Origin of the sequence: Methanoregula formicica SMSP, from assembly GCF_000327485.1 — an archaeon.
GTDB classification, from domain to species: domain Archaea; phylum Halobacteriota; class Methanomicrobia; order Methanomicrobiales; family Methanospirillaceae; genus Methanoregula; species Methanoregula formicica.
This window is the reverse complement of the sequence record NC_019943.1, coordinates 1,699,612-1,725,810: the sequence shown is the minus strand read 5'-3', so window position 1 is coordinate 1,725,810 and position 26,199 is coordinate 1,699,612. Positions and strand designations below refer to the sequence as shown.

The following is a 26,199-nucleotide window of genomic DNA, read 5'->3' as shown; positions in this document are numbered from 1 at the left end:
ACCCCGTCAGGGGCCGGACACTAATGACAAGTGGGGACACAAGATATATAATGATTCTCCGGAAAGCACCCAAAACAGGATTATTCAGGGCGGTTTTCGATAAATCTGCGTAAAATGTCGAGTGCAGCGAGCTCGCGCTTTCCCCCGCACTTACGGACGATCCCGGTGTGGTAATTGATGAGATCTTTCAGTTCCGGGTCGCGGTTCTTCACGTACCGCGTAGCATGCACAGTAGCGTCGATGATGCTGCCAAAGCCCCGGTTGACCGGGTGGATTATCGCGTTCTCAATGATCTCCCGCTGGGGCGTGAGCGAAACGATGAGCGTCCCGGCTGTTGTCCGGTCGACCGTTGCGGTGAAGGCTGCCCAGGCATCCGCTCCGGCAAGGCGCTGCATGGTCATACCGGCAACCGGTTCGCTGACAAACATGTCGCGGGGGAGGTCTTCGAAAGCCGTCCGAACATAGAGGACCGGATCGTGAATAAAATTGGCGACCAGCCATCTCTCCGTCCGCACATTTTCCGCAGTGTGGCTCCCCGAGAAGAGAACCATCGTGGCCTTCCCGTCCCGGTAGTGGATGCCCATCGGTGCGGCATTGAACCCCGTGGTGGCGATGACCTCGTTGATCCCGCCCTTTAAGAGTCCCATGACCAGCCCTCCCCCAGGGCGAGAAAGATTGCCGCGATGGTGATGTCTGCAATGGAGCCCGGGTTGATGTTCCGCCGGATGCATTCCTCATCAAGGTCTTCGATGGAGCGTTTCCCGTCAAGCACATCGCGGGCAGCCATCATCGTCTCCCGCGCAACCTCCATTCCATGCTTCTTTGCAATGAACGTGTCCGGCTCCATGGCGAGCAGGGTGAGGAACGTACGGACAATGGAATCGCGTCCCGGCCCGTTCTCCTTTAAGAGGTCCGCACCCCTGCGGGAGAGCGGAAACCCGGTCACCCATTCCCGCGCAACCATGTCGTTTGCCGCGGAGTGCTGCATGATGTCGAGGAGGTTCATGTCGCGCTCGCGGATGAGGGTGAGCGTGTGGGGATCGTTGACATCGAGATCGTCAGTTGCGTTCATCTTGACGGCCGTCATTGCGAACGCCTTGTAGAAGGCTACTGCATCGGAGGACTCAGTATTTGCGATCGCAGCCATCGCCCCTTCAATCGTTTTACCGTAGACCAGCGGGATGAGGAGGATGAATGCCCCAAAATGCGTGTTGCCCCCGGCATGGCAGTTGGTGTCGCGGACCGCGTGCTTGATGATCTCACCCAGCCTGCCCTTCCCGAGTTCGGCCTCCTCCAGTGCCGGGCGGGCAAAGATGGTGGAAGCAAGGAAATGCTCGAGCCGCGTCTCGGGATAATCGTGACACCGGTCAACGTTCCCCGGCTTCGGGAAGGCCGTGACCTCGAGCATCATTGCCAGTTGGGCCCGTTCAACTGCGCTTAACCGGAGGCACGTCATGAAACACCTGCGCCATTATCGTATCAGAGAGCTCGCGTTTCAGCCGCATATACTCTTTCTTTGCGATCCCGGCCTGTTTTAAGGTCATATCCCGGAACATGCAGGGCGATGAGGTCTTGCAGCACCAGGCAAGGCTGCCAAAACAGGTCTGGCGGCCGGTGTCGAGTGGCGTATCTGCAACGCCGCCCAGCTTCATTTTAACAAAGTCATCATGAGAGATGCCGGTCCGCGAGAGCATCGGTATAAGCGGACACTCCTTGACCGGCATGCAGCAGAAGGTGAGCGACCGGATGTCGCCTCCCCGGCAGAGCTGCTTGGGGGCATTGTACCACCCCTCCTCGTCAGCATACCGCGTGATCGCGGCATCCAGCCCGGCAAGCGTCCGCTCATCGGATTTCCGCGCAACCGAGACCATGTCTGCACCGTGCGAGAGCATGTCCTTCATCCGCTCGAACGTGGTGATGCCATTGTTGGCGATGATCATGAGGGGGCAGCTGTTCCGGATCTGGCGAAGCTTCGCAGTGCCAAAATCCATCAGGTCAATATGCAGGATGTCGGCGCCGGCTTCCCAGAGCTGCTCTGCGAGCGCCCGGTCGTCTCCGGCAACACCGGCGCGGATCTTGACCGAGACCGTGACTCCTTCGTTTTTCAGTGCCCTCACTGCTGCAACAAGTTTTCCCGTGTTCTTCAGGTAAAATTCCCCGCAGCCCGCAGCGACCACTGCCGGCTGCCGGCAGTGGGCATCGATCTCGTAGACAACCTTGTCGCCAAGGGCCTGCGCCACACGGGAGAATGATTCCGGCGAGCTCCCGCGGAGGTTGATCCCGAGGACGACATCACTTCTCTCCATCTTTGCGGCCTGCATTTTCAGTTCAGCAATGGGATCTTCAGTGATGAACTCCTTTCGCCCGTCTTCAGCGGCAACAACCTTCGCCGCTTCCATCGTGGGCGCATCGATCGAGTAGCCCCCGATGAACCCGAGGCCGATGTGGTCTTTCCGTGCAAGGAGGTAATCGGCATCGACAATCCCGGCCATGGACGCCACCGCAACCGGCGTCCTGACCACGCGGTCATTGATCAAAAGGCCGAAACGGTCGAATGCATCCATCATAAGTTCATATTCGTTGCATATACCGGAAGAAAGAGGTTTGGGTTGCCAAGTGGTCGAAGATTTCCGTGGAAATCCTCTCCTTCTCGACCTTCCTTTGAAGGTCTCGGATTCATCAGACCTGAAGCAGGAGAAGACCATCAGGTCTTCGACCGAAAGTAAAGTGTTCTTCGAGTTGCTGAAGGTCATCAGACCTGAAGCAGGAGAAGAACCCTTCAGGGTTCTTCGAGTTGCCGAACCCCGAAGGGATGAGAAAAAAGGAAACTACATAGGCGCACTTCAATCCATGCCCGGCTCTCTCATCACATCCTCTCCAGCACGTACCCCTCCTTGCACTTTGCCAGTGCTATCCCCGAACGGGCGTCGTCGATCGTGATCCCCTTGTTCTCTTTGAAATGCGCAACAACGGTGGCCCATGGGATCAGGAATGCTTCGCTTGGCTTTCCCGGCCCCTGCCGGAACTCGACCGCAAGAAATCCGATCCGGCCGGTCTTTGCAAGGAAGTCCGAGATCGCATCGACCTGGTGCACATTCTTCTTATCGGCATGAAAGTGCTGCGAAAAGTAGAGTTTCTTGTCAATGATCGACTTGCACTCGATTGAGAGGTAATAGGAAGGATTGAGCGAGTCAACCAGCACATCGACGTACTGGCTCGTGAACTTGTGCTGCTTGAGGCGGTACGCAAATCCCTGGATGTGGTGCGTTTTAAAAAAACGGTTCAGGCAGTGGACGATCTCCCGCTCGAAATCACTCATTTATTACCGGTGCGATGGCCAGAGAATAAAACCATTGGGTGGGCAGGCCGAAAGTGATTGCGGACGACCGGGTCTGCCTCCACCCACTCTCCCGATTCAAATACGAAAGTTATTACGATTACAGGTAGATTTTCATACGTAGTATTTTCTTATGCTGGTTTTTTGGCATACGGAAAGACGTTAATCCGGGCGAACGGGCACAGTCCGAGCTTGGATCCAGTGGAGATACCCCCATGAGCAAGAAGGGAATGTTACTTGTCGGGCACGGGAGCACGATGCCCTACAACCAGGAACTTGTTGAGAAGACCGCGGCCATGATACAGGCGAAGAACAATGACTTCATCGTCAAGTGTGGCTTCATGAACATAAACAAGCCAACCATCAGGGAGTCGATGGATGCATTCAGAAAAGAGCAGATCGACGCTCTGGTTGTCGTCCCCCTCTTCCTTGCAAAGGGCGTCCACATCGAAAAGGATATTCCCGGAGAGATCGGCCTGCCCGAGGGTGTCAAGAAGGGTGCGTTCCAGCTGAACGGGAAGAGCATCCCGCTCGTGTACGCCAATCCCATCGGCAGCGACCCGCTGCTTGCCGATCTCATGGTGAAGAACGCGAACAAGGCCCTCACCCTCTGATCCTTTTTTGTATGAATATCCTGGTGCTGGACTCGATCCACGGCGGGCAACCGATCGCCGCTGCGTTCGTCTCCCGCGGCGACCAGGTTGATCTTGTTGATGTATACCGTGGGACCGGCCCGGTCAGCGTTGAAGTGGCCCGCTCCAGGAAATACGATCTCATCGTTGCGCCCGTACACCTGGACCCCGACCACCCCCTGATTAGGACGGCAAAGGCCCCCGTCATCACCCATCACGAGGCAATCCGGCAGCTGCTGGGCAGTTATGTCCCCGGGATCATGGTAGAGATAACCGGTGCCCGGGGCAAGACCACCACAGCACATGCACTTGCCTCGCTCCTGCCAGGCCCCGGCATCCTGCACACCTCATCGGGGACTTTCCGGTATCCCGAAAAAGAATTCATCTCCCGCTCCAGCATCACGCCCGGCTCGGTACTGGAAGCAGTCCGGCTCGCGAAGGAGACCGGTGGCTGGCTGATAGCCGAGGAGTCGCTTGGCCTCACCTGCGCCGGCACGCTTGGCATCATCACCTCCGCTGGCGATTTCCGGTTCGCAGCCGGGAAAAAGTCGGCTCTTTCGGCAAAACTTGCATCAGCCCGGTCCTGCAAAAACCTCCTGCTTGCGGAAGGGATTACGGAGAACCCGCTGAACAACGTCATGCACCTGGAAAACACTGCCTCGTGCACCGGAACGGAATGCACAATCTCGCTCGGCACCACAACCCGCCGGTTCATCAATCCCCTCATTGCCCTGCCGGCGTACCGCGACTCGCTTGCTCTTGCCGCCACGGCCGCGGTGATGCTTGGGATCGACCCGTCTCCCCTCTCCGGGTTCACGGCGCTCACCGGCCGAATGGAGGCCCGGTACGTGGGGGGCATTCTTGTTGTGGACAATGCCAACAGCGGTACGAATTTCCGAACGACCATTGATGCGGCCCAGTATGCCAGGAATGTTGCCGGCAGAAACGAGATCACGCTCGTCATCGGCCAGCAGGAAGGCGACGGGGCGGTCTGCGAAGGGTTTGCCTTCGACCAGATCCTTGCCGCAATGGAGGCGATCCGGCCCTCCAGCCTCATCTGGGTCGGGAGGTTTCCGGAGCCCGGGACGCCAGACCATGCCGCACTCATCCCGCTGGCCCCGGTACGGGCAGCCACATTTGAAGAAGGATATATCCTTGCACGACAAAAAACGGTACAGGGATCGATTGTCCTTGCCGTCAAGACCTGGAGATGAACAGCGCCCATGAAGTACATGCACCCCCGCCCGAGCTCGATCGTTGCCGCCCTTTACACTGCCCGCGACCTCAACGTAGACGTTGCCATCCTCCACGGCCCCTCCGGCTGCTCGTTCAAGCACGCCCGTCTCCTTGAAGAGGACGGGATGCGGACACTCACCACATCGCTTGCCGACAACGAGTTCATCTTCGGCGGACAGAAGCCGCTCGAAGATGTGCTCCGGTACGCGGAGGAGATGTTCCACCCCAAACGCATGGCTGTTATCGGGACCTGTGTTGCCATGATCATCGGCGAGGACCTCCAGTCAGCAATTGACGGCGCCGGTATCACGACGCCGACCATTGCCGTGGACATCCACGCGGGCTACCTGGAAAACATTGCCGGGGTCCTGTCAACGCTCGAAGCCGCTGCGGAGGCCGGCTGGATCACGCAGGAGGAGCTGGCCCGGCAGCGGCAGATGATGCGGGCGGCAAACGAGGTCGAGCGTCTCCGGGGCGCAGCATCCCAGTCGTACATCGAGGCATCGCGGGGCGATCTTAAGCACGTTGCAGCGCAGGAACTTCTCCGTCTTGCCCGGTCCGGTAAAAAGGGTGTCGCGATCCTGAACGCAAAGAAGGAGACCGCATACATGTTCGTGGACGCGCTCATCGCGTTTCACGACAAGTGTCCGGACGCGGACATAACCTATATCGCGAACCTTGAACAGCGAGGGCTTCCGAAGACGCGCGGAGATGCAGAGCGGATCGCAACAGAACTGGCGGAACGGGGCGTGAACGCGGAGCTCATCGGTGCGCTGGACGAGTACGGGGCAAACGGGAACCGGCTCGGTAGGCGGATCCGCGAGATCAGACCGGACTTCGCGCTGATCACCGGCGTCCCCCATGCCATCCCGCCGGAGTACACGAAAGGCGTCGAGTGCTTCTCGATCACGAACGGCCCGCGGCAGGTAGCCCCCCTCCGGGCCATCGGCCACCAGCATGTGATGGTGGAGATTGACCTCCACCCCAAGACACTCGGCGTACGCTCGATTGTCGAGAGCGAGTTCGGGGCGGTCCTCCGGAGCCTCCCATGAAGGCGGTCCTGATCACCGGTGACCGCTCGGGCAGCGGCAAGACCAGCATCACGCTCGCGCTCGCGGCCCTTCTTTCGAAAACGGACAAGGTACAGACCTTCAAGGTGGGGATGGACTACATCGACCCGTCCTATCTTGCGGCAGTCTCGCACCGGCCCTGCCGGAACCTGGACACGTTCACCCTCAACGGGGCGCAGGTGCAGGACATCTTCCGGTTCGGGTGCCGGGGCGCTGACATTGCACTCGTAGAAGGTGTGAGAGGATTATATGAGGGGGCCGAGGCGCTGGGCGACACCGGCAGCACGGCCGCGATCGCAAAAGAGCTCGACCTTCCGGTCGTGCTTGTAGTCTCGGCCCAGAGCATCACGCGGAGCGCAGCTGCGATCGTCAAAGGCTTCCAGTCTTTTGACCCGAAGATCCGGATTGCGGGTGTCATCCTCAACAATATCAAGGGCGGGTCGCACAAGGCCAAGGCCGTGACCGCGATCGAGCACTACTGCGGCGTCCCGGTCCTCGGGGCCATCCCCCGGATGGAAGAGATGCAGCTTGCCATGCGCCACCTCGGGCTCGTGCCCTACCGCGAGGGAGCGGGCCGGGGAGACTTCGATGCCCGGATCGAGACCATCACGAAGATGATCGGCCAGTATGTTGACCTGGACAAACTCCGGTCCCTGATGAAAGAGATCCCGGACAATCCTGCCCCAACACTCTTTGACGCGGTCCCGGCACCGGACGTGAAGATCGGCGTTGCATTCGACGAGGCGTTCAACTTCTATTACGCGGACCTCTTCGACATTCTCAAAACCTGCGGTGCGGAGACGGTGCCGTTCAGCCCGGTCCACGACCGGCTCCCGGAAGCAGACGGCTACATCATTGGCGGCGGTTATCCCGAGCTCTTCACAAAGGAACTCGAAGCCAACGACCGTATGCGGGAGGCGGTGCGGGAGGTATCGCGCAACGGCACGCCCGTTTATGCGGAGTGCGGCGGTCTGATGTACCTTACGGAGCGGATGGTGCTGAAGAAGGGGTGGCAGGGCTCCAACCGTGATCAGTCCACCGCGATGTGCGGGGTATTCTCCGGGGAGACCCGGATGCCGGCCCGGCGGGTCGTAAGCTATGTGGAAGGGAAAAGTTCAGCGGACTCTCCCATGGGCAGTGCGGTGTTCCGGGGCCACGAATTCCATTATTCGGAAGTGGTGCTGGACAAGGCAACCCGCTATGCATATACGCTCTCGCGGGGCGTCGGCATCCGGGATAACTGTGACGGTGCGGTTGTGAAAAATACGCTGGGGAGCTACACGCACCTCCACCCGGTGGGGAGCGCAGGAATGTTCCGGCATTTCGTGGAGAAGTGCCGGCAGAAAATGTAAGCGTCTCTTTTTGGAAATTCACAGCAGGCAGGTTTGTTTCTGCGCCTGTTCATAGTCCATGACGTGGTCCACGAACGCGCTCATCTGGGACATGACCACCGGGTCGAGCCCTTTCTCAACGGAGAGAAAGATCCCGGAGACGTCCGAGAGCTGGAGCTTGTTGACCACGAAGTGGAGGAACTTCGATGCCGTTGCCGACGGGATGTGGATCAAAAGCATGCTCACCGAATCGAAGAGGATGCATTTTTTACCCTCCGGCATCTGCTTCAAGAGTTCAGTGATCGCGATGCCAAGGTCAGTGAGGTTGGACGGGTTGTTGACATATTTCACCCGGGGGCTGGGCGGACACACGCCGCCGGAATACTGGGTGACGGCATCAATGACAAAGTAGGATTCCGGGCCGATGCCCTCTTTTGCATAGATCTTTGTCAGGACTTTGTAGGGCTTGTTCACGGTCACGATGAGTGGTGTGCACCCGCTTGCCAGGATCTTCTTCATGACCATCAGGTTCATGTCCTGGATCTGCTCCGGCTGTGCCACGAGGAGGCAGAGCATGCTTTCCTGCTGCTCCTGATCGGGGGACGGTCCTTCCACGGGAATTTCACTTCCTGAGGAGGAACTCCCGGAATTCCGGGGGAATTTCAGCAGACTTGCCCTTAAGAGCCTTTGCCTGGAGTTCTTCCAGGTTTTTTACGATCTGTGCAAGGTTCTTTGCATGCAAGGCCAGCTGCATCCGGATGTCCTCGGCATCGTAATCACCACTCTCTGCCTTCTTTACGATATCCTGGAAGTCATTCTGCATCAGTTCGAGCGGCTTCTTTGCCCTCAGGATCGATTCCGAGAGGTAGGCAAGGAGCGCGGCCTGGCGCTCCTCGGCCTTTTTATGGGAGGTGATGTCCACATAACTCTCAACCAGGTACTCTTTTCCCCCGAAGTCTGCCTTTGCCACGGTCTTCAGCACCGGTACCCGTTCGCCTTTCGCATTGATGACTTCGCGTTCGATGTTCAGGATATTTTTATGGAGATCCGTGACGGGACACTCGCCGCACTTGGCCGGACAGACGAATCCCTGACAGCCTTTCCCCAGCATCTGGTCTTTTGTGAGTCCGGTGAGTGACTCCATGAGGGGGTTTGCATCAACGATCTCGTGGGCTGCCGGATCCACAATCAGGATCGCGGTCTGGATACGCTCGAATATCGTACGGAAGATGTCCTGAACTGAACCATCCGGTGTCCGGTCTGTCAGACCTGCCTTTTTGCCTGGCATAAAACCGTTATATCCTCCCGTTGTAGAATCCTCAATTCGTTATGGTGTGATACACCCGGATTCTATATCATTCTTGTGCCGTGCCAAGCAGAGCGGTGGTACAGTCTTAGGCCGGCAACTATCGTAGCCGGTCACTCGCTTCGCTCGTGAGCCGGTTACTAACGTGACCAGTCACTCGCTTCGCTCGTGAGATTAAAGAAAAAACTACAAAACCTCGTGCCACCCATACCCTGTCATGATCATTTATTATGATGGGAAATTCCTGCCGGAGGACAAGGCAAGCGTCTCCGTGTTCGACCACGGGTTCCTCTATGGCGATGGCTGCTTTGAAGGGATCCGGGCGTACAATGGCAGGATCTTCCGGCTGAAGGAACATATCGACCGGTTGTACGATTCAGCCAAGACCATCGACATCAAACCCCCGATGACAAAAGAGGAGATGACCGAGGCGATCTGCGAGGTGCTCCGGAGGAACAAGCTGGACAATGCGTACATCCGGCCGATCATCACCCGTGGCAAGGGGGATCTCGGCCTTGACCCGCGCAAGTGCCCGAAGCCTTCGGTCATCATCATTGCCGTGACCTGGGGTGCGATGTACGGCGACCTGTACGAGAAGGGCTTAAAGGCCGTGACCGTGTCGGTCCGGCGCAACCCGGCCGAGTGCATGCCCCCGAATGTCAAGAGCCTGAATTACCTGAATAACATCCTTGCCAAGATCGAGGCAAACTACAAGGGCGGGGACGAGGCGATCTTCTTTGACACGAACGGCTACATCTCCGAGGGCTCGGGTGACAACCTGTACATTGTCAAGAACGGCGAGATCATCACGCCCCCCACACTCAACAACCTCCGGGGCGTCACCCGCCTTGTCGTGCTCGAGATCGCAAAATCGCTGGGAATCACCGTCCGCGAGCAGAACCTCGGGTACTTCGATCTGTACACGGCCGACGAGCTGATCTGCTCGGGTACTGCTGCGGAAGTCGCCCCCATTGTCTGGGTTGACGGACGCACGATCGGGTCCGGTAAGCCCGGCCCGGTTTTCCGGCAGCTGGCAGCCGCATTCGGGCCCCTGACAAAAAAGGAAGGCTATCCCATCCACGGCAAGCCGAAGAAGCTTGCAGTGAAAGCAGCAGGAAAGACCGCGGTGAAGAAAGCAGTGAAAAAGCCGGTGAAAGCAGCAGAAAAATTCAAGTCGAAGGCAAAGAAGCGATAATTTTTTCCGGTTTTTCATGTTTCGGGAGGATCATCCCGTTCATGGCGTGCCCTCCTCCATAACCTATTTATGACGTTGCGAGAAATTAAGTAGGACAATTTGCTGCTATAGTGTAGTCCGGCCAATCATGCGGGCCTTTCACGCCCGCGACTGGGGTTCGAATCCCCATAGCAGCATCTACTCTTCTGGTTAGAATCCCCACCTTCAGGCTGCCGTCTTCCCTGAACCAGACTCCCATGATTCCTGCAAATCCCCTACGGGAACTAAATATAAACCAGCATATAGGAACGTGAGCAAAAGAACGTATCAATAAAAATCTGATGATTTTCACGATATGCAGGAATCCTGCATATTCAGACGTGTACAAGGCGAAACCATGACCACACCATTTGAGGGAAAGATTGCGATTGTGACCGGAGGAACCTCCGGCATTGGCTATGCAGTGTCAGAAGAACTGCTCAAACAGGGCGCGGTTGTCTGGGTGATCGGCAGCCGGGCGGAGAGCGTAGAGAAAGCAAAAGCCACCCTTGCGGCATATCCGCAGGCGAAGTTTGCTGCGGTTGATGTGAAAGATCCTGCTGCGGTCGAAGCCATGGTCAGGGACTGTGTTGCTCTCTCCGGCCATCTCGACTACCTGTTCAACAATGCCGGCATCAGCCAGAAGAACCCGTACGAGGCAAGCACCCTTGCAGACTGGAAGGAGATGATCGACATCAACCTCTGGGGCGTGATCTACGGAGTGAACGCCGCTCTTGAGGTCATGAAAAAGCAGGGCAGCGGCCATATCGTCAACACGTCATCGGTTGCCTCACTCTTTGGCACACCCTACCAGACCCTGTACGTTGCCACCAAGAACGCAGTGATCGGCCTGACCGACTGTCTGTACTACGAGTATGCACCCAGGAACATTTTCTTCACAGTGGTCTGCCCGGGGGATGTGGCCACGCCGATCTTCCGGGGCAGAGTCCCGAAGGATGCGATCCCGGTAGAGGATGCAGCCCGGATCATCCTTGACGGGGTTGCAAAGAAAGAGCCGATGGTCGTCTTCCCGGAGGCCATGAGGGAACTGCTGGAGAAATGCAAAGACCCGGTCTTCCGGGATATGGCGCACAAACAGGCCGAGAAGGAGACCCGCGAGATGTTCGAATCGCCGGAATACCGGAAATTTTTAGCCGGGCAGAAGAAGCGGTGATGGGTGCCGGATTCTTCGAATCGATCGCGAACAAAATTTTTCCAGCGGCGTCCGGAAAAATTTTAAAAAATTCCGGACCGCAATTTAAAAAAAATATTTCAAATCCGTTTTTCACGATCTCGTGTGTGATTGGATTTGCTTCTGCGTTTTACGTTCTTCTGTCGTTCCATGAGACCGTTTTTAATCTCATCGAGGTTTTCCGGCAGCCATTCATGACGTTCTTTGGTATAATCGCCGGATCCGGTCTCGAAACTCTGGATAAACCTGGCCATATCGACGGGTCCGAGGGTCTTGGTAAGTGCCTGGATGCCCTCTTTTCTTACTTCACTTATAGTTTTCATCGGCTGACACCTCCATGAACCAGTGAACCGGGTTATTTACCCGGTGGATAGTGCCGGGATTTTCCTTACGGTAGTAATTACCCTGTTATCTGTGTGAGGAAAATAGTTTCTCCGATCTCTGCACATGCGAGATGGAGTGCATCGAACAATTTGATACCTTCTTTCTGGTATTGTAATGCCCGGTTGAAAATGGATTCATTCAGTTCGATATAATCCCTGACGAGCATGAGTTTCTGTTCCAGTTTTAATCGTTTTTCAATATCTGCAAGGCGTGATATTTCATCGTCAATGATGACGCTTCCGACAAGATCCCAGTCCCTGGAACACCGGTCTAATACTGCCAGGACGGCTTCTGCTTCAAGCCGGATCTTCCGGTTGTTCTGGTCATCAAATGGTCTGCACAAACAGCAGACATCCATGTAGATTTTTACGGTCATGCTCGTACAACAACGCTTCTCATGATGCCACGTAATGGGGGTCCCGTGCGGTGCGAAAATGGGGAGGGGTGTCCCCCCCTCCCAGTGTCCCGGCCCGGAACCGGCAGCAGGGTCCCCCCTCCCACTCAGGGACCCCTACCCACCCCCCATGGCATGGAAGGGGTAGGTACCTCTCTCATCCACTGTCAAAATCTGCCAGCGAAGGCTCGCGCCAGCACCGCCTGCGTCATCCCTCGAAGAACGCCCCAGCATTCTTCTCAAACTGTCGCCCCGGGTGGGTGACGGCATCTCACTTCGCCGGTCCGCCGCCGCAACCTCGTGATCAATGGCATCCGCACGCTCGAATAGCAAGCCGACATGCCGGCTGACTTTTGTTGGGTAAGTCAGGTATAGTATTTTTACAGACGAATCTCGAAAACAAGGAGGAGTAAAGAAGGAATGCTTGAGAACACTCGTTTTGCACGAGTGTCCATCTCCCTGCAGGGGTTTTCCCGGTCTACAAGGGAACGAGTGTATTCGTGGGCACGTGGATTGCTGCTGCCTGCTGGACCGGCAGGTCAATGGCGAAATACCATACGAGCGCAATGATCGTGCCTGCTATCGCAAGGCAGATCATGAATTTCACAAGGCTTTTCACTGCATCGGACCGCTGGTTTTCAGACAGGGGTACATCTCCGGTTATTCGATTTCTCGCACAATGGATAATAAGAGTATTTGTCAGCGGAGAATCCGAACCGGTAAGTGCGCAGGACATCACAACTCAATAAAAAGTACACCAGTTTACCATTTCAGAATCAAAACCTGGCAAAAAAATCCGGCGGATTATTTACCCGCTCCTTCAGCGATCTTGATCTCCTCTTCCGCCAGCCCGTACAGCTCGTACACCTGTTTATCGATCACCGCATCCGTCGTTTCGATCTGCCGCTGAGCAGCGTCTTGTCGTGATCGACGCGGGCGTTCTGTAACTTTTTGTTTAAACAGCGAAGAATCCTTTCAGGATTCTTCTTCAGTCTCATCCCGCAGATACGGGATTCGCCACAGCGAAGAACGCTGAGGCGTTCTTCTCGAATCCATCTTTGTCCTGATGGCCAAAAACGGATTTCCAGCATCCGCGTGACGAGCGAGACCATGCGGTCGTGCCGGGCTTTGTCGGCGAAGTTGATGGTGCGGATGGCCGGGATACCAATAGGAGTGTCTGTGTATTGTTCATATCCCGATAGATGTGATATCTGTCTCATTCATGTCCCCATTATGCCCTCTTCAGATGGATCCACGCAATTTTCGCGCAATACGCGCAATGCCTTAGGCATCGGGAATCTCCATCATGATCCTCCGGTTTGGGTATTCTTTGGTTTGGAAGATAGTGAATACCTGGAGGATTTGCCGGAACCTATCCTAACCAGTACTCCTTTGTTAACTAATGCAGTCAGATCGTAGAGCGCGGTTCTTGTGGAAACCGACACGAGATCCTCGTATTCGCGTTTGGAAATGCTTCCCTGTTTCCTCATAATGGGGATTGCCTGAAGTTGCCGTTCATTCAGTCCCATCTGCGCAAGGTATTCTTCAGTGAAGATATCTTTCTGCATTGTCAGGGTCAATCCCCACGCATCGGTCTGGAATTCCGGCTCGGGAAGTCCTGCGTCCGCAAACGATGTGAGTATTCTCTGGATGCCGGAACCGTACCGCTCGATATACCCGGAGAGATAGAAGATCCTTGCGATCAGCGGATTTCGGGGAATTGACTGGGGCATTGCTTTCAGCTGTGCAATTGACAGCCCCTTGGGAAAACCCCCGGGATTATGGAACCAGATCGCATCGTCATAGATTTTTATCATGATCTGTTCGTTCTTTTTGAAATAATCCCGGTGGACAAGCGCATTCATAAGCGCTTCTCTGAGTGCGGGAAGCGGGTAATCCCAATGTTCTTTACGTTCCGGAGTTTCTCCCGATATTTCGTAGCGTACATTGATAAAATTCCTGAGCGCTTCTTCCCCTTCGCTGAGCTGGCGGAAGAGATTCCCGGCAATCCAGCGGTCACCTATGATGGTTACTCCGTCTTTGAACCGGCCGATGCGAAGCACCGTATCTGAAAGATAGGACTCCTGTTTTTTTCCGAAGAGCAGGAATGCTGCGTTAGTCAGTTGATCCCCGGTCATGAGACCGAGCCGCGTGAGTATCGCTGCAACCGGTTCACGCTCGTCAGCGCCGGGAAGCCTGCCGGCACTTTTTGCCAAGCGAACGAAGAGCCTGACGGTTTCCATATCGATATCCGCAAGTCCGCGCTCTGAAGGAAGGCGATCCCATTCGATTTCGGAAACGAGGAATTCTTTGAGTTCTTCAGTGTCCATCAGTCTTGTTGTGTTTCCCACCCGCGTGTAATACCTGCCTTCGTATGCGACCGGGACTTTGCTCTTCTTTACCTCAATCCGTACAACCGTTTTCCCTTCACATTTGACCGGTTCAATCACAGGATGGATGGCGAGTTTGTTGACGATGGTATCGGATAAATCCTTGAGGTCTGCATTTGAGCAACGGTACCCGGTGATCTCTTTTTTGTCAGATACCCCGATGAGTGCAACGCCCCCATCGGTGTTGGCAAATGCTGATAGCGTCTTGAAGAGTGCGGGATTCGGCTTTTCCTTGAATTCGAGCTCACGGGATTCAATTTCTTTGAGGAAGTGGTCAAGGGTCATGACATCTGGTTCCCGTATTCTGTTTTTTTTGTTCTCCCTCTATGAACTATCAGACATATATGGCAAAGATCTTTCCTTCGTATTCTTTTGCAACATCTCCGCCATTATTGAGGTCCAGTGTTGTTCCTTCAAATGCAGGTTCCAGATCATCCGGTAGTTCTGCAAACAGGGCACCGTTCTTTTCAAAGAAACGGATGTGAAAATCCGGCGTATCAGCAGGAAATATGAATTCATGGTTACCGGCTGCGGGATACGATCCGGGCCCAATACCATAGCCCTCTAAAAGGTCCTGGTCAGAATCTATAAGTTTAATGATTGCCATTTTTCATTTCCCGTTTCCTTCCACCGCCGTGTTCTCCTCTTCCGCCAGCCCGTACAGCTCGTACACCTGTTTATCGATCACCGCATCCGTCGTTTCGATCTGCCGCTGAGCAGCGTCTTGTCGTGATCTAGTTTGGCGTCCGGGTCTCATGCTTATTTTGTCTCTTTTAATATCCGGTCGAAATCGCTTTCAAAAAGCCGGTCCTGAACAATACGGTATTTTTCAAATTCCGTCTCCGCAAACTCTTTTGCCATCTCTGCGGTTACGTTCCCGCCATCTTCCAGAAGGTTCCGGTCATCGGATTCAAGGAACCGGTCGAGACGTTTTGCCCAGTCTTCCATGGTCATGGGAATCTGTCGTCTGGCGCGATCTTCAGCAAGATCAAGCCATGCATTGACGATCCGCCCGAGTGATTCGAGTTCCTGCGATGTCAGATAATTTTTTGCAACCACCACATCGGTCTTCAGGATCTTCCCGTCAGGACTGTTCTCCCAGGTGGTCAGACCCATGTGATCGTTTCTGCTGTCCGCCCGCTGTAGTATCAGTTCGGCTGCGGTATGCCCGTGAATGGCGAAATGCAATTTGTTCTGGACGTTTGCAAAAAAATCGCGGGTCGTCGGGGCATCCCTGTTGTAATCGATGCTTGTGGCATAGATGTCGGTGATCTTCTGGTAGAATCGTCTCTCGCTGAGGCGGATCTCCCGTATCTCTGCAAGCAGACGCTCGAAGTAATCTTCGCCTAAGAACGTACCGTTTTCCATCCGCTTTTTGTCAAGGACATATCCCCTGATGGCGAATTCCCGCAATACCTGCGTTGCCCACTGGCGGAACTGGGTGGCCCTCTTGGAATTGACGCGGTACCCGACCGAGATTATGGCATCGAGACTGTAGTATTCGAGATCCCGCTTTACCTCGCGGTTTCCTTCGGTGCGAACTATTCGGAATTTCCGAATAGTTGCTTTCCGGGTCAGTTCGCCGCTCTCGTAGATGTTTTTTAAGTGTTCGTTTATTGTCGGGGTCTTTACATCGAAGAGCGCAGCCATCATCTTCTGGCTGAGCCAGACTGTTTCATCCTCGTACCTGACTTCGATTGATTCCTCGCCAACGGTTGACGTAAAAATCAGGAATTCTGCTGTGCTGTTTCGTATCAGGTTCTTTTCATGTCCGGTCATTTCCCGCTCCTCGAAGAACCCTGAGGGGTTCTTCTCATGTCAGCCGCTTCCCGTCGGGTCATCGGCCGACACCATCCACAACCGCAATCTCCTCCTCCGTCAGCCCGTACAGCTCGTTCACCAGTTTATCGATGGAAGCATCCGTTGCCTCGATCTGCCGCTGGAGCAGGGTCCTGTCGTGATCAACGCGGGCATCCTGTATTTTCTTATTGAGGTCAAGCATCTGCGTTACGAGCTGAACCATGCGATCATGCCGGGTCTTGTCGGCAGGGTCGGCGAAGTTGATGGTGCGTATGGGGAGTTGCTCTATATATTGCCGGTTCAAGGCGATGTACCCTCCCCTAAATGTGGAACTAATCTTCTTCAGATAGAATGTTGATAATGCTGAGTTGAGGAGACCTAACAGATAGTAATAGGACATTTTCTCTTCGGGTTTTAAAATAATACCATAGCCGCCACCGCCGCCACCGCCACTACCCATGAAGTAAAAGAAATCTTTTGAATCAAAAGTGAAACATGCACCGTTAGCGATACTTGGCGAGAGAATTTTTTCACGATTCATTTCGGTTAAATTTTGATTCCGACCAAATGCATACCATTGTTCGTTTTTCCATTTTCCGTTTTCTCGTGCCTCTAACAAAGATCTATTTTGTTTGAAATATTCCCAGGTGTTTGGATATTTTTCTGCGAGTTCTTTTGTTGAGATAAGAATTGCAGTATTTTCTTCAATTTTATACGGAAAAAGAATCGATTTGGTAATGTTATCGATATAATAACGACGAATGTTTAATGCGCCTTTGCATAATGGATGGAGTAAATCTTTCTCAAGCAAATGTGTCTTTCCCGTTGCATCTGAGTAAAATGATCCATCCTCTTGATTAATGACAAGAAAAACTGGATCAGCACCCGTTACTAATCCTTGGAAAATTTTTGCTGTAACATCTTTCAGTTTTATTCTTTCAGAGTCTAATTTTTTGAAAAGTCCTGAATCATTACCTACAACAAAATTCCACTCATTTTTGGAAACATCTTTACACGAAATATTTCCTTCGATTGCGATATGTGAGGAGCGCCATAAAGTAAGATCCCCGACGTTGATAAATCCGAAATCATCATAGTCTTTCTTTCCGAGAAATAGCAGACACGTATAGGTTGTTGCATTCTCAAAGATTTGCTGATGTCCGAAATGAACAATCTCTTTCAGATGTTTTCCCTTCGCAATTACTGAACGCACTGGCTCGCCATATTTGGCGTTGAAGAATTTATGCGGGAGAATGTACCCAAGTAAGCCATTCTTGTTGAGCAGTGATAGTCCCCTCTCAACAAATACAACATAGATATCGTAGTTTCCCTTGCTTGCGGAAATGAATTTTTTCTTGTAGAATTCTACTTCTTGCGGCGCCCATTCCTTCAAGGTCTGGATCCGGATGTACGGCGGATTCCCGATCACAGCATCGAACCCGCCCGCCTTCATCACATCCGCAAACTCCCGGTCCCAGTCGAACGGGTTGATCCGCTTCACTTCTTCCTGCACCATCTCAGGTGTAATGATGTCGGTACCGATCAGCGAGTTCCCGCACTTGATGTTCTCGTGCAGCGAGGGGAGCGCCCGCTCCGCGAACAGTTTCAGCTGCTTATCGATGTTCTCCTCATTCTCTTCTTCAAGCACTTTTAAGAGGAGCGAGAGTTTCGTCACCTCGACTGCGGCCTGGTCGATGTCCACACCGTAGATGGTGTTCAAGAGAATGCGTTTCTTCTCGGCCGTAGTCAGGCGCCAGTCGCTCCGCGAGCGTGTTGCATCGCCGGTCTTGCCGGCCTTGTACACCGGGAGCTCGACCTGCGTGAGTTTCTTCTTGCCCCGCGGCGTGGGCTCGGGAAGCAGGGCGAGGACGGCCGGGTCGGTCACGGATTTCTTATCGATAAAAACCGGGACAAGGTTTGCGATGTACCAGTCGCGGTGCCAGTCAAGGAGGAACTGGTACGCCCCGATCAAAAACGAACCGGAGCCGCACGCAGGGTCGAGGACGCGGAGCTTTGCCACGTCGCGGGGGGTCTTGTCCATCACGAGTTCGCCGACCGTGTGCGCAACAATGTATTCCACGATGTACTGCGGGGTGTAGAAGACGCCGCCCGCCTTCTTCACCTCCGGCTTGAACTCCACTTTTGCCTGGTGACCTTCCGTAAGCCGGATAACTTTCCCGAGGAACTGCTCGTAAACGTGCCCGAGGATTGCGGGAGGGATGACCGAGAAGAGGTACGGGGTTTCAGGATAGTAAAGCCGTTTGATGATCCCTTTCAAGACCTTATCGTCCACGGAAACGGAGAGGGAGAGGTTGTCCGGCAGTTCATTCCTGCCGGGCTCGTCATCGAAATGGAAGAGGCCGGAGTTGTACTTCGCGTCAGCGTTCCGGAACAGTTCGCAGAGCCGGGCATACACGTTCTCGCCTTCGAGAAGTTTGTGGAGCGTTGTGTACTCCTCGATCCCCCGGTCTTCGCAGATCCGCAGGAAGAGGAGCCGGTCGATCGTGCGCTGGACAACGGTGTTCAGCTCGGCAACCGAGAGTTTGTCGTTCCGGATCGCGATGTTCTTCGCGAGTGCGTCCCGCCATGACTCGATCTCGGAAAGGATATCGTCATCAACCGCAGCCGTCCCTTTCTTCCCTTTGTGCGATGCAGCGTACCGGTCGAACGATCCTTTCAGGATACAGTCCTGCGAGAAGACACTGACCAGATAGTCCCACTTGGCCGGAATATCCTTGTACGTGAAATACTCGATCCGTCCCTTCGCAGCCGTGTCGCCATTCTCCGGCTTGATCGTACAATCATAGATCGCCCACTCCTCGAAGTTCGTCAGGATAGAGAGCGGGAGTTTTGCGTTCCACGCATACCTTCGGAGCTGGAGAGCTGCATCCGCATCATCCCTGATGTGCACGGACGGCTTCTTGGTCTCGACAATGAACTTCCGCACGCCCCCGATCCTGAACGTGTAGTCGAAATATTTGGTAGTCCCCCGGATCCGGACCGGCTCCTCATGCAGCACTTCCCGGTACGCTTCCGAATGTCCCTTGTTGTTGTTCACGTCCCAGCCGAGCGCGTGGAAAAACGGATCAGTGAAATCCTGGCGGAGTTGTGATTCATTGTATTTCTCCTGCCCGCGGATGTAGGCTTCGCGATGGTACGTGTACTTTTCAACAAGTGGCTGGATGGATTCGGGGACTGCCATTGAAGAAGGTGGTGCGCTCAATCGCGTTAAAGATGTTGAAATATATTTTTAGATTTTACGGGAACGGGAATTCAAATTGAAAATACGATTCCACCCCCTCCTCGCTTATGCTCGGAGTCGCTCGGGGGGCTTGCCGCCCCCTCGCTGGGCAACGGCCTGTACGCAAGGCCCCCCCTGAAAACTAATCTCCCCATAAATCGTTTTGTTTTCGAATCCGGGCTCATTTTGAAAAACCGACTTTTGGAGGATCGCACTTTTTCGCGAATTACAGTACCTGGATTTTTAACGAATGAATTTTAGGGGATTTTTTCCCTTAACGGAGCAGGATATACCCCGGAAAAATGCCAATATAGGCACTCCCGGTTCAACGATCACGGGTTTTTCCTGGCATGGGCACGCTAAACAAACTGGCAGGAGGATATTCCGGATGACTTCCGCCAGAGACAATCCCCCTAAGTCCAATCTCTCTTATAATCGCTCCGTTTTCGGATCCGGGTTCATTTTAGGAAACAGGTTTTGGGATAGTCGCATTTTTTTGCGAATTACAGTACCTCATTTGGAAAATACTGATATTTTGCCTGTATTTTTACGAACGGCGTCTATTTCTGGCTTTAAAAATTAACTAAATAGTGCCCTTCCAGCGGCCGATCGCTCTTTTTTCGCATGGGGAGCACGCGAAACGAAAAGAAAGGGGGTTTTCGGGTGCGACAGGTCGCTTGACCTGGAGCAGGAGAACTCGATGGTCATCAGACCTGAGAGATGAGAAGACCAACCGGTCTTCGAAGAGTCCGAAGGGCTCTTCGACCCGGGTCTCCGACGGAGAGATAACTTCCACCGTCGTATCTTTCTGGCGGGCACACTTGCATTCCCGGGTACCCTTACTCCTCGGCCCGTCTCCCGGCATGGAGCGCCTGGCCTTTGATTACGGAAGATCCGGCATCCGAAAATTCTCCGGCAAAGATTTTAGAGAGAAAATTAGTTCCGAAAATTTTTCACGAGCCGGAAATTTTCTTGAAAAAATTTGTTGATCTAAAAAAGAAAAACAAAATCCCAGAAAAAAACCAGAAAAATTTTTCAAAAATTTTCTAAAAATCCCGCAGCGTCACTGCCCCGCAGCACCGGCCGGCCCCGCGAATTTATTCCGGATCCCGTACGCGATTGCGGCCATAACGAGCCCGAAGATCCCGGCCAGCACAAAGACGCCTTCCATGCCCAAGAAGACGAGAACGATCCCGAGGATGACCGGGGCGATGCTCCCGCCAAGGTATTTCCCGCAGGTGTGGATGGAGAGGATGCCGCCCCGGTTTTCCGGCGGGGGGACCTGGACCGTGAGGACATCAACGGACGTCTGGGCAAGACCATACCCGGCCCCGAACAGGATGAGCAGGAGGACGATAGCGGCTAGGAAGGGGAAGAATGCCATGAGCACGAGCGATGCGCCAACGAGCGCGAACCCGAGGGTGATGACCGGGAGCACGGAATATCTCCGCGTAAGGCTGTGCACCCGGGACGCCACAAGAATGACCGCGAGCCCTTCGATCGCGAGCATGATGCCGGAAGAGCCGGAGGAATACGAGAAGAGGCTCTTGAGCAGGAAGGGGACGTAGATGACCATGGCAAACAGCAGGACGTATACGGCAAATCCCATGAAGACCGCAGAGAAAACCCGGATATCCCGGAGCGCACAAAACGCCTCTTTGATCCCGTTGCGGTTACCGGCATGCTCCGCCCCGCGTGTCTCCGGGAGAAATGCCCAGACCACAAGGGCGAACGGGAGCGCGAGCGCGTAGAACAGGAACGGGAGGTTCCACGCCACCATTGCCATGAACCCCCCGATGAGCGGGACCGATATGGCACCGATCGCAAACGAGATACTGATGGTGCTGATCGGCTTCACGCTGTCGTGGCCTTTGAACACGTCCCCAATCATGAGAAGGGGCAGGGTCAGCATCCCCGCAACGCCAATCCCCTGCAGGAACCGGAGGACGAGGAGCGACTGCATGTCGGAGGCAAAGAAACAGAAGAGGCCGGTCAGGCCGTAGACCACGAGGCAGGGGATGAGGACTGTCTTGCGGTTGACCCGGTCAATGTAGTGCGCAATCAGCAGGGTGAAGATGGCAGTCGAGATGGTCAGCACCGACATCAGCAGGGCGACTTCCGCACTGGTCGTGTGCAGGGGCGCTACCATCTCCGGCAGGACCGGGGCAAGATGCGTGCCCCCGGCCATGCCGAAGAATGCCGTGATGCAGAGCATGAACTGGTGGGATTTCCTGAATTCCATGATATCCTCCGTTACTCTCCCGTATCCCGGAAGATGGTGTTGATCATTGTTTCAAACGAGCCACGGACCCCCCCGCGCTCCACCGGATCAAAACCGGAGGGGAGCAGGTCTTCCCATTCCTGCGCAATCGTTGTCATCGCAAGTTGGATCCCCCGGCCTTTTTTTGTGAGAAAGACCCGGCAGGAGCGCCGGTCGGTCTCGTCACGTTTCCGGACAACGTAGCCTTCGTCAACCAGTTTCTGGACCGCCCGGGTGACGGACGCCTTGTCCACCTGGATGATCCGGGTTATCGCGTCCTGGTTGATCCCGTCCTCGCGGAAGAGGGGCATCAGCACGTAAAACTGTCCCGAGCCGATCCCGCAGGGCCGGAGCCGGTCGTCAAGGTTCTTCTGGCTTGCCCGGTAGAGCAACGCAATGTCTTTTCCTAAAAATTCCCGTTCTCTCGTTTCCAAGGATTTCACCGTACCGGCCCGGTCCGGGTGCAGACGCAATCTGCGGGTTTACTCCCGTGATGTGCCGAGTCCGGATCCCGGCTGATGCAACCATCATGATGGGATTTCCACAAATACGTAGTTGATCGCGCAACTAATTTCCGGTTCTCCGGAAAATTACCGGGCAGTGTTTTTTTCTCGCGCGGTTGCCGGCCAGCGGGTGGAACCTTTTATGAAACAGGCCTTCCTGCATTGCGCTGGATCCGGGTTACCGATAAATAGGTACTTCCAATCAAACCGGGTACCATGAAAAAAATGCAGGACGATCCGATCAGGATCCAGAATATCGTTGCCGCCGGACCGGTTGCGGATTCCATTGACCTGACGCATCTCCTCAATGCAGTACCGGAGTGCAGGTTCGACAAGAAGCGGTTTCCCGGCGCCGTGTACTATATGCAGGACCCCAAAGCCGTTGCCCTCATCTTTGGATCCGGGAAGGTTGTCATCACCGGCATTGCCCGGCAGGAAGACCTTGTGCCTGCCACAAAGAACCTTCTTGCAGTGCTCAAAACCGCCAACATCGCCTGCCATGATGAGCCCCGCGTCTCGGTCCGGAACATTGTCTGTACCTGCAGTTTCGGCCGGGAATGCAACCTGGTCCGGATGGTCGCTTCCCTCATGGACAGCGACTGGGTGGAGTACGAACCGGAGAGTTTCCCGGGGCTGGTCTGCCGGCTTACCGACCCCAAAGTCGTCTTCCTCCTCTTCTCTTCCGGGAAAGCCGTCATCACCGGGGGGACAAACCTTGCCGATATCCGGAAAGGGTTAGAAATCTTCCGGGAAAAGCTCGGCCGTACCGGCGTCCTGTAGATCCGGAAATGGGTATGAAACAAAAACCGGGCGGATGTACATCTTCAGTGCCCGGCATACAAAGAAAATATTAATGGTGACGTATAGTCATTCACTGTAAAGCATTTCCGGTGCGTATGTTCCAGGTCCTGTATGTGGATGATGAGCCCGAGTTGCTCCAGATCGGCAAGATCTTTCTTGAGGGGCACGGAAAGTTCCGTGTCGACACAGCGACCTCTGCGCCTGAAGCGATGACTCTCCTTGAGTCCGGCAACTACGAAGCCATCGTCTCCGATTACCAGATGCCGGTCATGGACGGCATAGCATTCTTAAAAAAGATCCGGGCTTCCGGCAATACCATCCCATTTATCATTTTTACCGGAAAAGGCCGGGAGGAGGTTGTCATTCAGGCCCTCAACGAAGGGGCAGATTCCTATCTCCAGAAAGGCGGTGAGGCGAATTCCCAATTTGCGGAACTTGCGCACAAGATCCGGCTGGTTGTCGAGCACCGGAGGGCCGACAAGAAAATATCCGATCAGGAACGGCTCCAGTCGGATATCCTCAACTTCCTGCCCGATGCAACGTTTGCCATCAACACGGAGGGGATCGTGATTGCGTGGAACCGGGCCATGGAGAAGCTGACCGGGACCCCTGCATCTGTGATGATCGGTGAAGGCAAGTACGCATATGCCGTCTCCTTATACGGAGAACGCCGCCCCCTCCTGATCGATCTTGTGCTGAAGAATGATCCGGCCATAAAAACCCGGTATCCTTTCATCAAACGGAACGGGAACATCCTGTATGCCGAGGTCACGGTACCGGGCTTTGCCGGAGTCCGGGATGCCCTATTATGGTTCACCGCCTCACCCCTCTATGATAATGCCGGAACGATGATTGGAGCAATCGAATCGATCCGGGATGTCACGGACCGGAAGATCGTCAGGGACTCCCTCCAGCGGGAGAAAGAGTTCTTCGATGCGGTCATCGACTGCATCCCTAATATCTTCTTTGTCCTGGACCGGGACGGGAAATTTATCCGGACCAACCGGTTTATGGAGGAATCGCTCGGAAAATCCGGGGAAGCGATAGCCGATATGAACGCGCTCGCGTTTGTTGTGGAAGAGGATCGGCATGCTGCTGAGAAGGCTATCAGGGAAGTATTTTCCAGCGGGTCTGGCGAAATACGCGTTCATGTGAGGGGAAAGGATAACGTTGTGAAGGACTATCGCCTGCGCGGCAGCCGGCTGGTTGTCGGGGACGAACGGTATGTTGTCGGGACTGGTGTCGAAGTTAACCCGGACAATCCCTGATGAGAAGAAGATGCGAAAAAAGGGAAGGATTATTCGGCTGCCGCAGTGATTGTTGCGGTTGCGTTGGCAGTTTCGTTTGCCGCTGCAGTGGTCTTTGTCGGGACCGGGATCTTGGTTGACGTGGGGGTTGGCGTGGATGTTGGCCGTAAGTCGGTCTGGATCTCGATTACCCCCTTGGGTGAAACCGTGGATTTCTCCGCAACCCGTTTGCCGTCTTTCCAGATCTCGACGGTCAGCTTGTCACCGGACCCGTCCAGTTTCTGGATCGAGGCAATCACGATCCCCACGTTGACCGGGATCTGGAGGACTTTCTCCCCTTCTCCGGCAATCGTTGTGGACCCTCCGGCAACACCATAGATACCGTTGTATTCGCCGTCATAGATGATGTGGATCCAGACGTTCTGGTCCGGGACGATCATCGTGCCTCCGGACGAGCTGGTTGTACCGGCCGGCGTTTCTGTGGGTTCAACGGCCGGTGTGGTCTCGGTCGGAACATAGGTCATCGTTGGCGTGGACGGGGTGGGGGTTGCGGCGGTCGTGGGCACGGCGGTCGTGACCGGTGTTGTCGTTGCCGGCTGTCCTCCGCCCAGCGGGTTTGCGAAGATGAAGACCGCTGCAATGATGAGAACGAGGACCAGTGCAACAGCACCGATCGCGATGAACTTCTTCTTCCCGCCCGGGACCGGTGGTACGGGTGGTGCAGGCGGGACGGGAGGAGCCTGCGGCGCTGAGGCCGGTGCTGCTTCCGGTTGTGCCGGGATCGAGACCTGCCCTTCAACCGGGCCGCCGGCTGAACCGAGTACCGGCCAGGTCACACCGGGAGTCGGGGATTCCGGCGCGGGCGCTGCGGCTTCGGGTGCCGGGGCGGGTGCAGCTTCCGGTGAGGGCTCTTGCTGCTCCGGTGCGGCCGCCTGCTGTTCACGGGGCTGGAACACCTGTTTGGGCACAATGGGGTAGGGCTGGGTCCGCGGGACCGAGTCCTCGATGAGCGGCTCGATCGAGTGGATGACCTCTTCGATAGGTCGCTCTTTCTTGTCGCCCTGCCCGAATGTTGGCCGGGCCTGCACCTGGATCTGGGGGACTGCGGGCGCAGGGGCGGAGGTCGTGGCGAGGTGTGCGTCAAGGTCTGCATCGGTCACGACCGGTGTCCCGCACTTGTTGCAGAACGCCGAGTCCGGGGGTACGCGGCTGCCGCACTTGTTGCAGAACGAACCCGTGGGAAGGCTTGTTGTCTCCACGGGTTTCGGGATGGCCGGGGGGGCATCGATGATCTTTTTGATCGGGCCCGGGCGGGCGATCTCGATCTTCTTCTTTCCAGAATGAGCCGGGACAGCGGGTGCAGCCCGGGCAGGTGATGGCCGTTCATCGGCACCGGGGGGATAGGCCTCTTCCGGGATTGGCTGGTCGGGCATGATCGGGTGCTGCCCGGCCGATGCCATGTTCTGCCGGAGCGCCTTGATCCATTCGTCGCGTTCCCGCTTGCGGTCCCCGCCGCTTGTTTTCGAGAACGTGAGGATCATCTGGCGGGTGGCGCCAGTCGTCGTGATGATAGAGAGGGTGATGGTGGGGTCGCGGATGGCATTCTCTCCAGCTTCGATGTCCCGCAGGGTTGCCAGCAGGATCTCCTGCGGTGCTATCAGGTGCTTCTTGCTGTCCACGAGAATGAGCCTGCGTGTCGTGAGCACCGCTTCGAACGATACGGACTTCACCTTGACATTCTGTGCATTGAGGACGATCGATTCGTCACTGTAGAGGTTAGGATATGCCATGCGACCACAATCCTGAATATATCTGCGTCCTATGGATAAAAAAAGGATTTGGGCGAAATACCGGAATGGAGT

At 55.1% G+C, this 26,199-nt stretch carries 25 protein-coding genes and 1 tRNA gene; 9 read left to right on the top strand and 17 right to left on the bottom strand.

The features are described 5' to 3' along the window. Positions 1-80: 80 nt before the first annotated feature. The 4 genes from METFOR_RS08610 to METFOR_RS08595 form a co-directional block, all read right to left on the bottom strand. Positions 81-647, bottom strand: a complete 567-nt coding sequence (locus METFOR_RS08610; RefSeq protein WP_015285741.1) for a DUF447 domain-containing protein — start codon at positions 645-647, stop codon at positions 81-83. Then, positions 635-1,456, bottom strand: a complete 822-nt coding sequence (locus METFOR_RS08605; protein WP_015285740.1) for a triphosphoribosyl-dephospho-CoA synthase — start codon at positions 1,454-1,456, stop codon at positions 635-637. The genes METFOR_RS08610 and METFOR_RS08605 overlap by 13 nt, the downstream gene beginning before the upstream one ends. Further along, entirely contained in the window at positions 1,428-2,567 is a 1,140-nt protein-coding gene (locus METFOR_RS08600) for a methanogenesis marker 9 domain-containing protein (RefSeq protein ID WP_015285739.1), read from the bottom strand. The genes METFOR_RS08605 and METFOR_RS08600 overlap by 29 nt, the downstream gene beginning before the upstream one ends. A 299-nt stretch (positions 2,568-2,866) precedes the next feature. After that, on the bottom strand, positions 2,867-3,319 hold the full coding sequence (locus tag METFOR_RS08595; RefSeq protein ID WP_015285738.1) for a PDDEXK family nuclease: 453 nt from the start codon (positions 3,317-3,319) through the stop codon (positions 2,867-2,869). Positions 3,320-3,552: 233 nt separating this feature from the next. Between METFOR_RS08595 and cfbA the strand changes: the two genes are divergently transcribed. From cfbA to cfbB, 4 genes are read left to right on the top strand one after another with little or no spacing between them, the layout of a single operon-like run. Next, positions 3,553-3,951, top strand: a complete 399-nt coding sequence (gene cfbA, locus METFOR_RS08590; RefSeq protein WP_015285737.1) for a sirohydrochlorin nickelochelatase — start codon at positions 3,553-3,555, stop codon at positions 3,949-3,951. An 11-nt stretch (positions 3,952-3,962) separates the two neighbouring features. Continuing rightward, positions 3,963-5,183, top strand: a complete 1,221-nt coding sequence (gene cfbE / locus METFOR_RS08585) for a coenzyme F430 synthase (protein WP_015285736.1) — start codon at positions 3,963-3,965, stop codon at positions 5,181-5,183. A 9-nt stretch (positions 5,184-5,192) separates the two neighbouring features. Further along, positions 5,193-6,257 carry a Ni-sirohydrochlorin a,c-diamide reductive cyclase catalytic subunit gene (cfbD, locus tag METFOR_RS08580; protein ID WP_015285735.1) on the top strand — a complete coding sequence of 355 codons (1,065 nt, stop codon included), beginning with the start codon at positions 5,193-5,195 and terminating at the stop codon, positions 6,255-6,257. Next, on the top strand, positions 6,254-7,627 hold the full coding sequence (gene cfbB, locus METFOR_RS08575) for a Ni-sirohydrochlorin a,c-diamide synthase (RefSeq protein ID WP_015285734.1): 1,374 nt from the start codon (positions 6,254-6,256) through the stop codon (positions 7,625-7,627). Before cfbD ends, cfbB begins: the two co-directional genes overlap by 4 nt. An 18-nt stretch (positions 7,628-7,645) precedes the next feature. On the opposite strand, the gene METFOR_RS08570 is transcribed toward cfbB, so the two are convergent. Continuing rightward, positions 7,646-8,221, bottom strand: coding sequence for a DUF7504 family protein (locus METFOR_RS08570; RefSeq protein ID WP_052310777.1), 576 nt, complete (start codon positions 8,219-8,221; stop codon positions 7,646-7,648). A gap of 7 nt (positions 8,222-8,228) precedes the next feature. Further along, positions 8,229-8,894 (bottom strand): PAS domain S-box protein, encoded by a 666-nt coding sequence (locus tag METFOR_RS08565; RefSeq protein WP_015285732.1) that lies wholly within the window; start codon positions 8,892-8,894, stop codon positions 8,229-8,231. A 235-nt stretch (positions 8,895-9,129) separates the two neighbouring features. On the opposite strand from METFOR_RS08565, the gene ilvE reads away from it, so the two are divergent. The 3 genes from ilvE (at position 9,130) to METFOR_RS08550 (ending at position 11,299) form a co-directional block, all read left to right on the top strand. Continuing rightward, the gene (ilvE, locus tag METFOR_RS08560; protein WP_015285731.1) at positions 9,130-10,107 is read left to right on the top strand and encodes a branched-chain-amino-acid transaminase; all 978 of its coding nucleotides are present in this window, start codon (positions 9,130-9,132) and stop codon (positions 10,105-10,107) included. Between the two features lie 101 nt (positions 10,108-10,208). Further along, positions 10,209-10,283, top strand: a tRNA-Glu gene (locus METFOR_RS08555). A gap of 200 nt (positions 10,284-10,483) precedes the next feature. After that, positions 10,484-11,299 carry an SDR family NAD(P)-dependent oxidoreductase gene (locus METFOR_RS08550; RefSeq protein ID WP_015285730.1) on the top strand — a complete coding sequence of 272 codons (816 nt, stop codon included), beginning with the start codon at positions 10,484-10,486 and terminating at the stop codon, positions 11,297-11,299. Between the two features lie 98 nt (positions 11,300-11,397). Here METFOR_RS08550 and METFOR_RS14995 read toward each other — a convergent pair whose 3' ends face one another. The 10 genes from METFOR_RS14995 to METFOR_RS08510 all read right to left on the bottom strand — a co-directional run bounded on the left by METFOR_RS14995 (position 11,398) and on the right by METFOR_RS08510 (position 22,229). Further along, a complete protein-coding gene (locus tag METFOR_RS14995) occupies positions 11,398-11,640 on the bottom strand; it encodes a hypothetical protein (protein WP_015285729.1) in 243 nt (80 codons plus the stop codon). Between the two features lie 77 nt (positions 11,641-11,717). Further along, positions 11,718-12,077 (bottom strand): PIN domain-containing protein, encoded by a 360-nt coding sequence (locus METFOR_RS08540; RefSeq protein ID WP_015285728.1) that lies wholly within the window; start codon positions 12,075-12,077, stop codon positions 11,718-11,720. 496 nt (positions 12,078-12,573) lie between these two features. Further along, positions 12,574-12,714, bottom strand: a complete 141-nt coding sequence (locus METFOR_RS15580; RefSeq protein WP_158491367.1) for a hypothetical protein — start codon at positions 12,712-12,714, stop codon at positions 12,574-12,576. Positions 12,715-12,973: 259 nt separating this feature from the next. Beyond that, complete coding sequence (locus METFOR_RS15350) at positions 12,974-13,315, bottom strand: hypothetical protein (RefSeq protein ID WP_148277645.1); 342 nt, start codon at positions 13,313-13,315, stop codon at positions 12,974-12,976. A gap of 84 nt (positions 13,316-13,399) precedes the next feature. Beyond that, positions 13,400-14,770: an ATP-binding protein gene (locus METFOR_RS08535; RefSeq protein ID WP_015285726.1), complete on the bottom strand. Its 1,371-nt coding sequence runs from the start codon at positions 14,768-14,770 to the stop codon at positions 13,400-13,402. A gap of 49 nt (positions 14,771-14,819) precedes the next feature. Then, the gene (locus METFOR_RS08530) at positions 14,820-15,092 is read right to left on the bottom strand and encodes a hypothetical protein (RefSeq protein ID WP_015285725.1); all 273 of its coding nucleotides are present in this window, start codon (positions 15,090-15,092) and stop codon (positions 14,820-14,822) included. Positions 15,093-15,244: 152 nt separating this feature from the next. Next, positions 15,245-16,264, bottom strand: coding sequence for a virulence RhuM family protein (locus METFOR_RS08525; protein WP_015285724.1), 1,020 nt, complete (start codon positions 16,262-16,264; stop codon positions 15,245-15,247). 58 nt (positions 16,265-16,322) lie between these two features. Then, positions 16,323-19,487 (bottom strand): Eco57I restriction-modification methylase domain-containing protein, encoded by a 3,165-nt coding sequence (locus METFOR_RS08520; protein WP_015285723.1) that lies wholly within the window; start codon positions 19,485-19,487, stop codon positions 16,323-16,325. Positions 19,488-20,589: 1,102 nt separating this feature from the next. Beyond that, a complete protein-coding gene (locus tag METFOR_RS08515) occupies positions 20,590-21,768 on the bottom strand; it encodes an MFS transporter (protein ID WP_015285722.1) in 1,179 nt (392 codons plus the stop codon). 11 nt (positions 21,769-21,779) lie between these two features. After that, a complete protein-coding gene (locus METFOR_RS08510) occupies positions 21,780-22,229 on the bottom strand; it encodes a MarR family winged helix-turn-helix transcriptional regulator (RefSeq protein WP_015285721.1) in 450 nt (149 codons plus the stop codon). Positions 22,230-22,514: 285 nt separating this feature from the next. On the opposite strand from METFOR_RS08510, the gene METFOR_RS08505 reads away from it, so the two are divergent. Both METFOR_RS08505 and METFOR_RS14570 read left to right on the top strand, forming a co-directional pair. Beyond that, the gene (locus METFOR_RS08505; RefSeq protein WP_233504379.1) at positions 22,515-23,069 is read left to right on the top strand and encodes a TATA-box-binding protein; all 555 of its coding nucleotides are present in this window, start codon (positions 22,515-22,517) and stop codon (positions 23,067-23,069) included. Positions 23,070-23,185: 116 nt separating this feature from the next. Then, positions 23,186-24,358 (top strand): response regulator, encoded by a 1,173-nt coding sequence (locus METFOR_RS14570; protein WP_015285719.1) that lies wholly within the window; start codon positions 23,186-23,188, stop codon positions 24,356-24,358. 29 nt (positions 24,359-24,387) lie between these two features. Here METFOR_RS14570 and METFOR_RS08495 read toward each other — a convergent pair whose 3' ends face one another. Then, on the bottom strand, positions 24,388-26,127 hold the full coding sequence (locus tag METFOR_RS08495) for a zinc ribbon domain-containing protein (protein WP_015285718.1): 1,740 nt from the start codon (positions 26,125-26,127) through the stop codon (positions 24,388-24,390). Positions 26,128-26,199: the final 72 nt, after the last annotated feature.

Excerpts from the sequence above, each read along its gene's own strand:
- METFOR_RS08595 (WP_015285738.1), bottom strand. The coding sequence starts at position 3,319 with ATGAGTGATTTCGAGCGGGAGATCGTCCACTGCCTGAACCGTTTTTTT.
- METFOR_RS08535 (WP_015285726.1), bottom strand. The coding sequence starts at position 14,770 with ATGACCCTTGACCACTTCCTCAAAGAAATTGAATCCCGTGAGCTCGAA.
- METFOR_RS08540 (WP_015285728.1), bottom strand. The coding sequence starts at position 12,077 with ATGACCGTAAAAATCTACATGGATGTCTGCTGTTTGTGCAGACCATTT.
- METFOR_RS08495 (WP_015285718.1), bottom strand. The coding sequence starts at position 26,127 with ATGGCATATCCTAACCTCTACAGTGACGAATCGATCGTCCTCAATGCA.
- METFOR_RS08520 (WP_015285723.1), bottom strand. The coding sequence starts at position 19,487 with ATGGCAGTCCCCGAATCCATCCAGCCACTTGTTGAAAAGTACACGTAC.
- METFOR_RS08610 (WP_015285741.1), bottom strand. The coding sequence starts at position 647 with ATGGGACTCTTAAAGGGCGGGATCAACGAGGTCATCGCCACCACGGGG.
- METFOR_RS08550 (WP_015285730.1), top strand. The coding sequence starts at position 10,484 with ATGACCACACCATTTGAGGGAAAGATTGCGATTGTGACCGGAGGAACC.
- METFOR_RS08505 (WP_233504379.1), top strand. The coding sequence starts at position 22,515 with ATGCAGGACGATCCGATCAGGATCCAGAATATCGTTGCCGCCGGACCG.
- METFOR_RS08600 (WP_015285739.1), bottom strand. The coding sequence starts at position 2,567 with ATGATGGATGCATTCGACCGTTTCGGCCTTTTGATCAATGACCGCGTG.
- METFOR_RS14995 (WP_015285729.1), bottom strand. The coding sequence starts at position 11,640 with ATGAAAACTATAAGTGAAGTAAGAAAAGAGGGCATCCAGGCACTTACC.
- METFOR_RS15350 (WP_148277645.1), bottom strand. The coding sequence starts at position 13,315 with ATGAGACAGATATCACATCTATCGGGATATGAACAATACACAGACACT.
- cfbA (WP_015285737.1), top strand. The coding sequence starts at position 3,553 with ATGAGCAAGAAGGGAATGTTACTTGTCGGGCACGGGAGCACGATGCCC.
- METFOR_RS08515 (WP_015285722.1), bottom strand. The coding sequence starts at position 21,768 with ATGGAATTCAGGAAATCCCACCAGTTCATGCTCTGCATCACGGCATTC.
- cfbD (WP_015285735.1), top strand. The coding sequence starts at position 5,193 with ATGAAGTACATGCACCCCCGCCCGAGCTCGATCGTTGCCGCCCTTTAC.
- METFOR_RS14570 (WP_015285719.1), top strand. The coding sequence starts at position 23,186 with ATGTTCCAGGTCCTGTATGTGGATGATGAGCCCGAGTTGCTCCAGATC.
- METFOR_RS08605 (WP_015285740.1), bottom strand. The coding sequence starts at position 1,456 with ATGACGTGCCTCCGGTTAAGCGCAGTTGAACGGGCCCAACTGGCAATG.
- cfbB (WP_015285734.1), top strand. The coding sequence starts at position 6,254 with ATGAAGGCGGTCCTGATCACCGGTGACCGCTCGGGCAGCGGCAAGACC.
- METFOR_RS08525 (WP_015285724.1), bottom strand. The coding sequence starts at position 16,264 with ATGACCGGACATGAAAAGAACCTGATACGAAACAGCACAGCAGAATTC.
- METFOR_RS08530 (WP_015285725.1), bottom strand. The coding sequence starts at position 15,092 with ATGGCAATCATTAAACTTATAGATTCTGACCAGGACCTTTTAGAGGGC.
- METFOR_RS08565 (WP_015285732.1), bottom strand. The coding sequence starts at position 8,894 with ATGCCAGGCAAAAAGGCAGGTCTGACAGACCGGACACCGGATGGTTCA.
- ilvE (WP_015285731.1), top strand. The coding sequence starts at position 9,130 with ATGATCATTTATTATGATGGGAAATTCCTGCCGGAGGACAAGGCAAGC.
- cfbE (WP_015285736.1), top strand. The coding sequence starts at position 3,963 with ATGAATATCCTGGTGCTGGACTCGATCCACGGCGGGCAACCGATCGCC.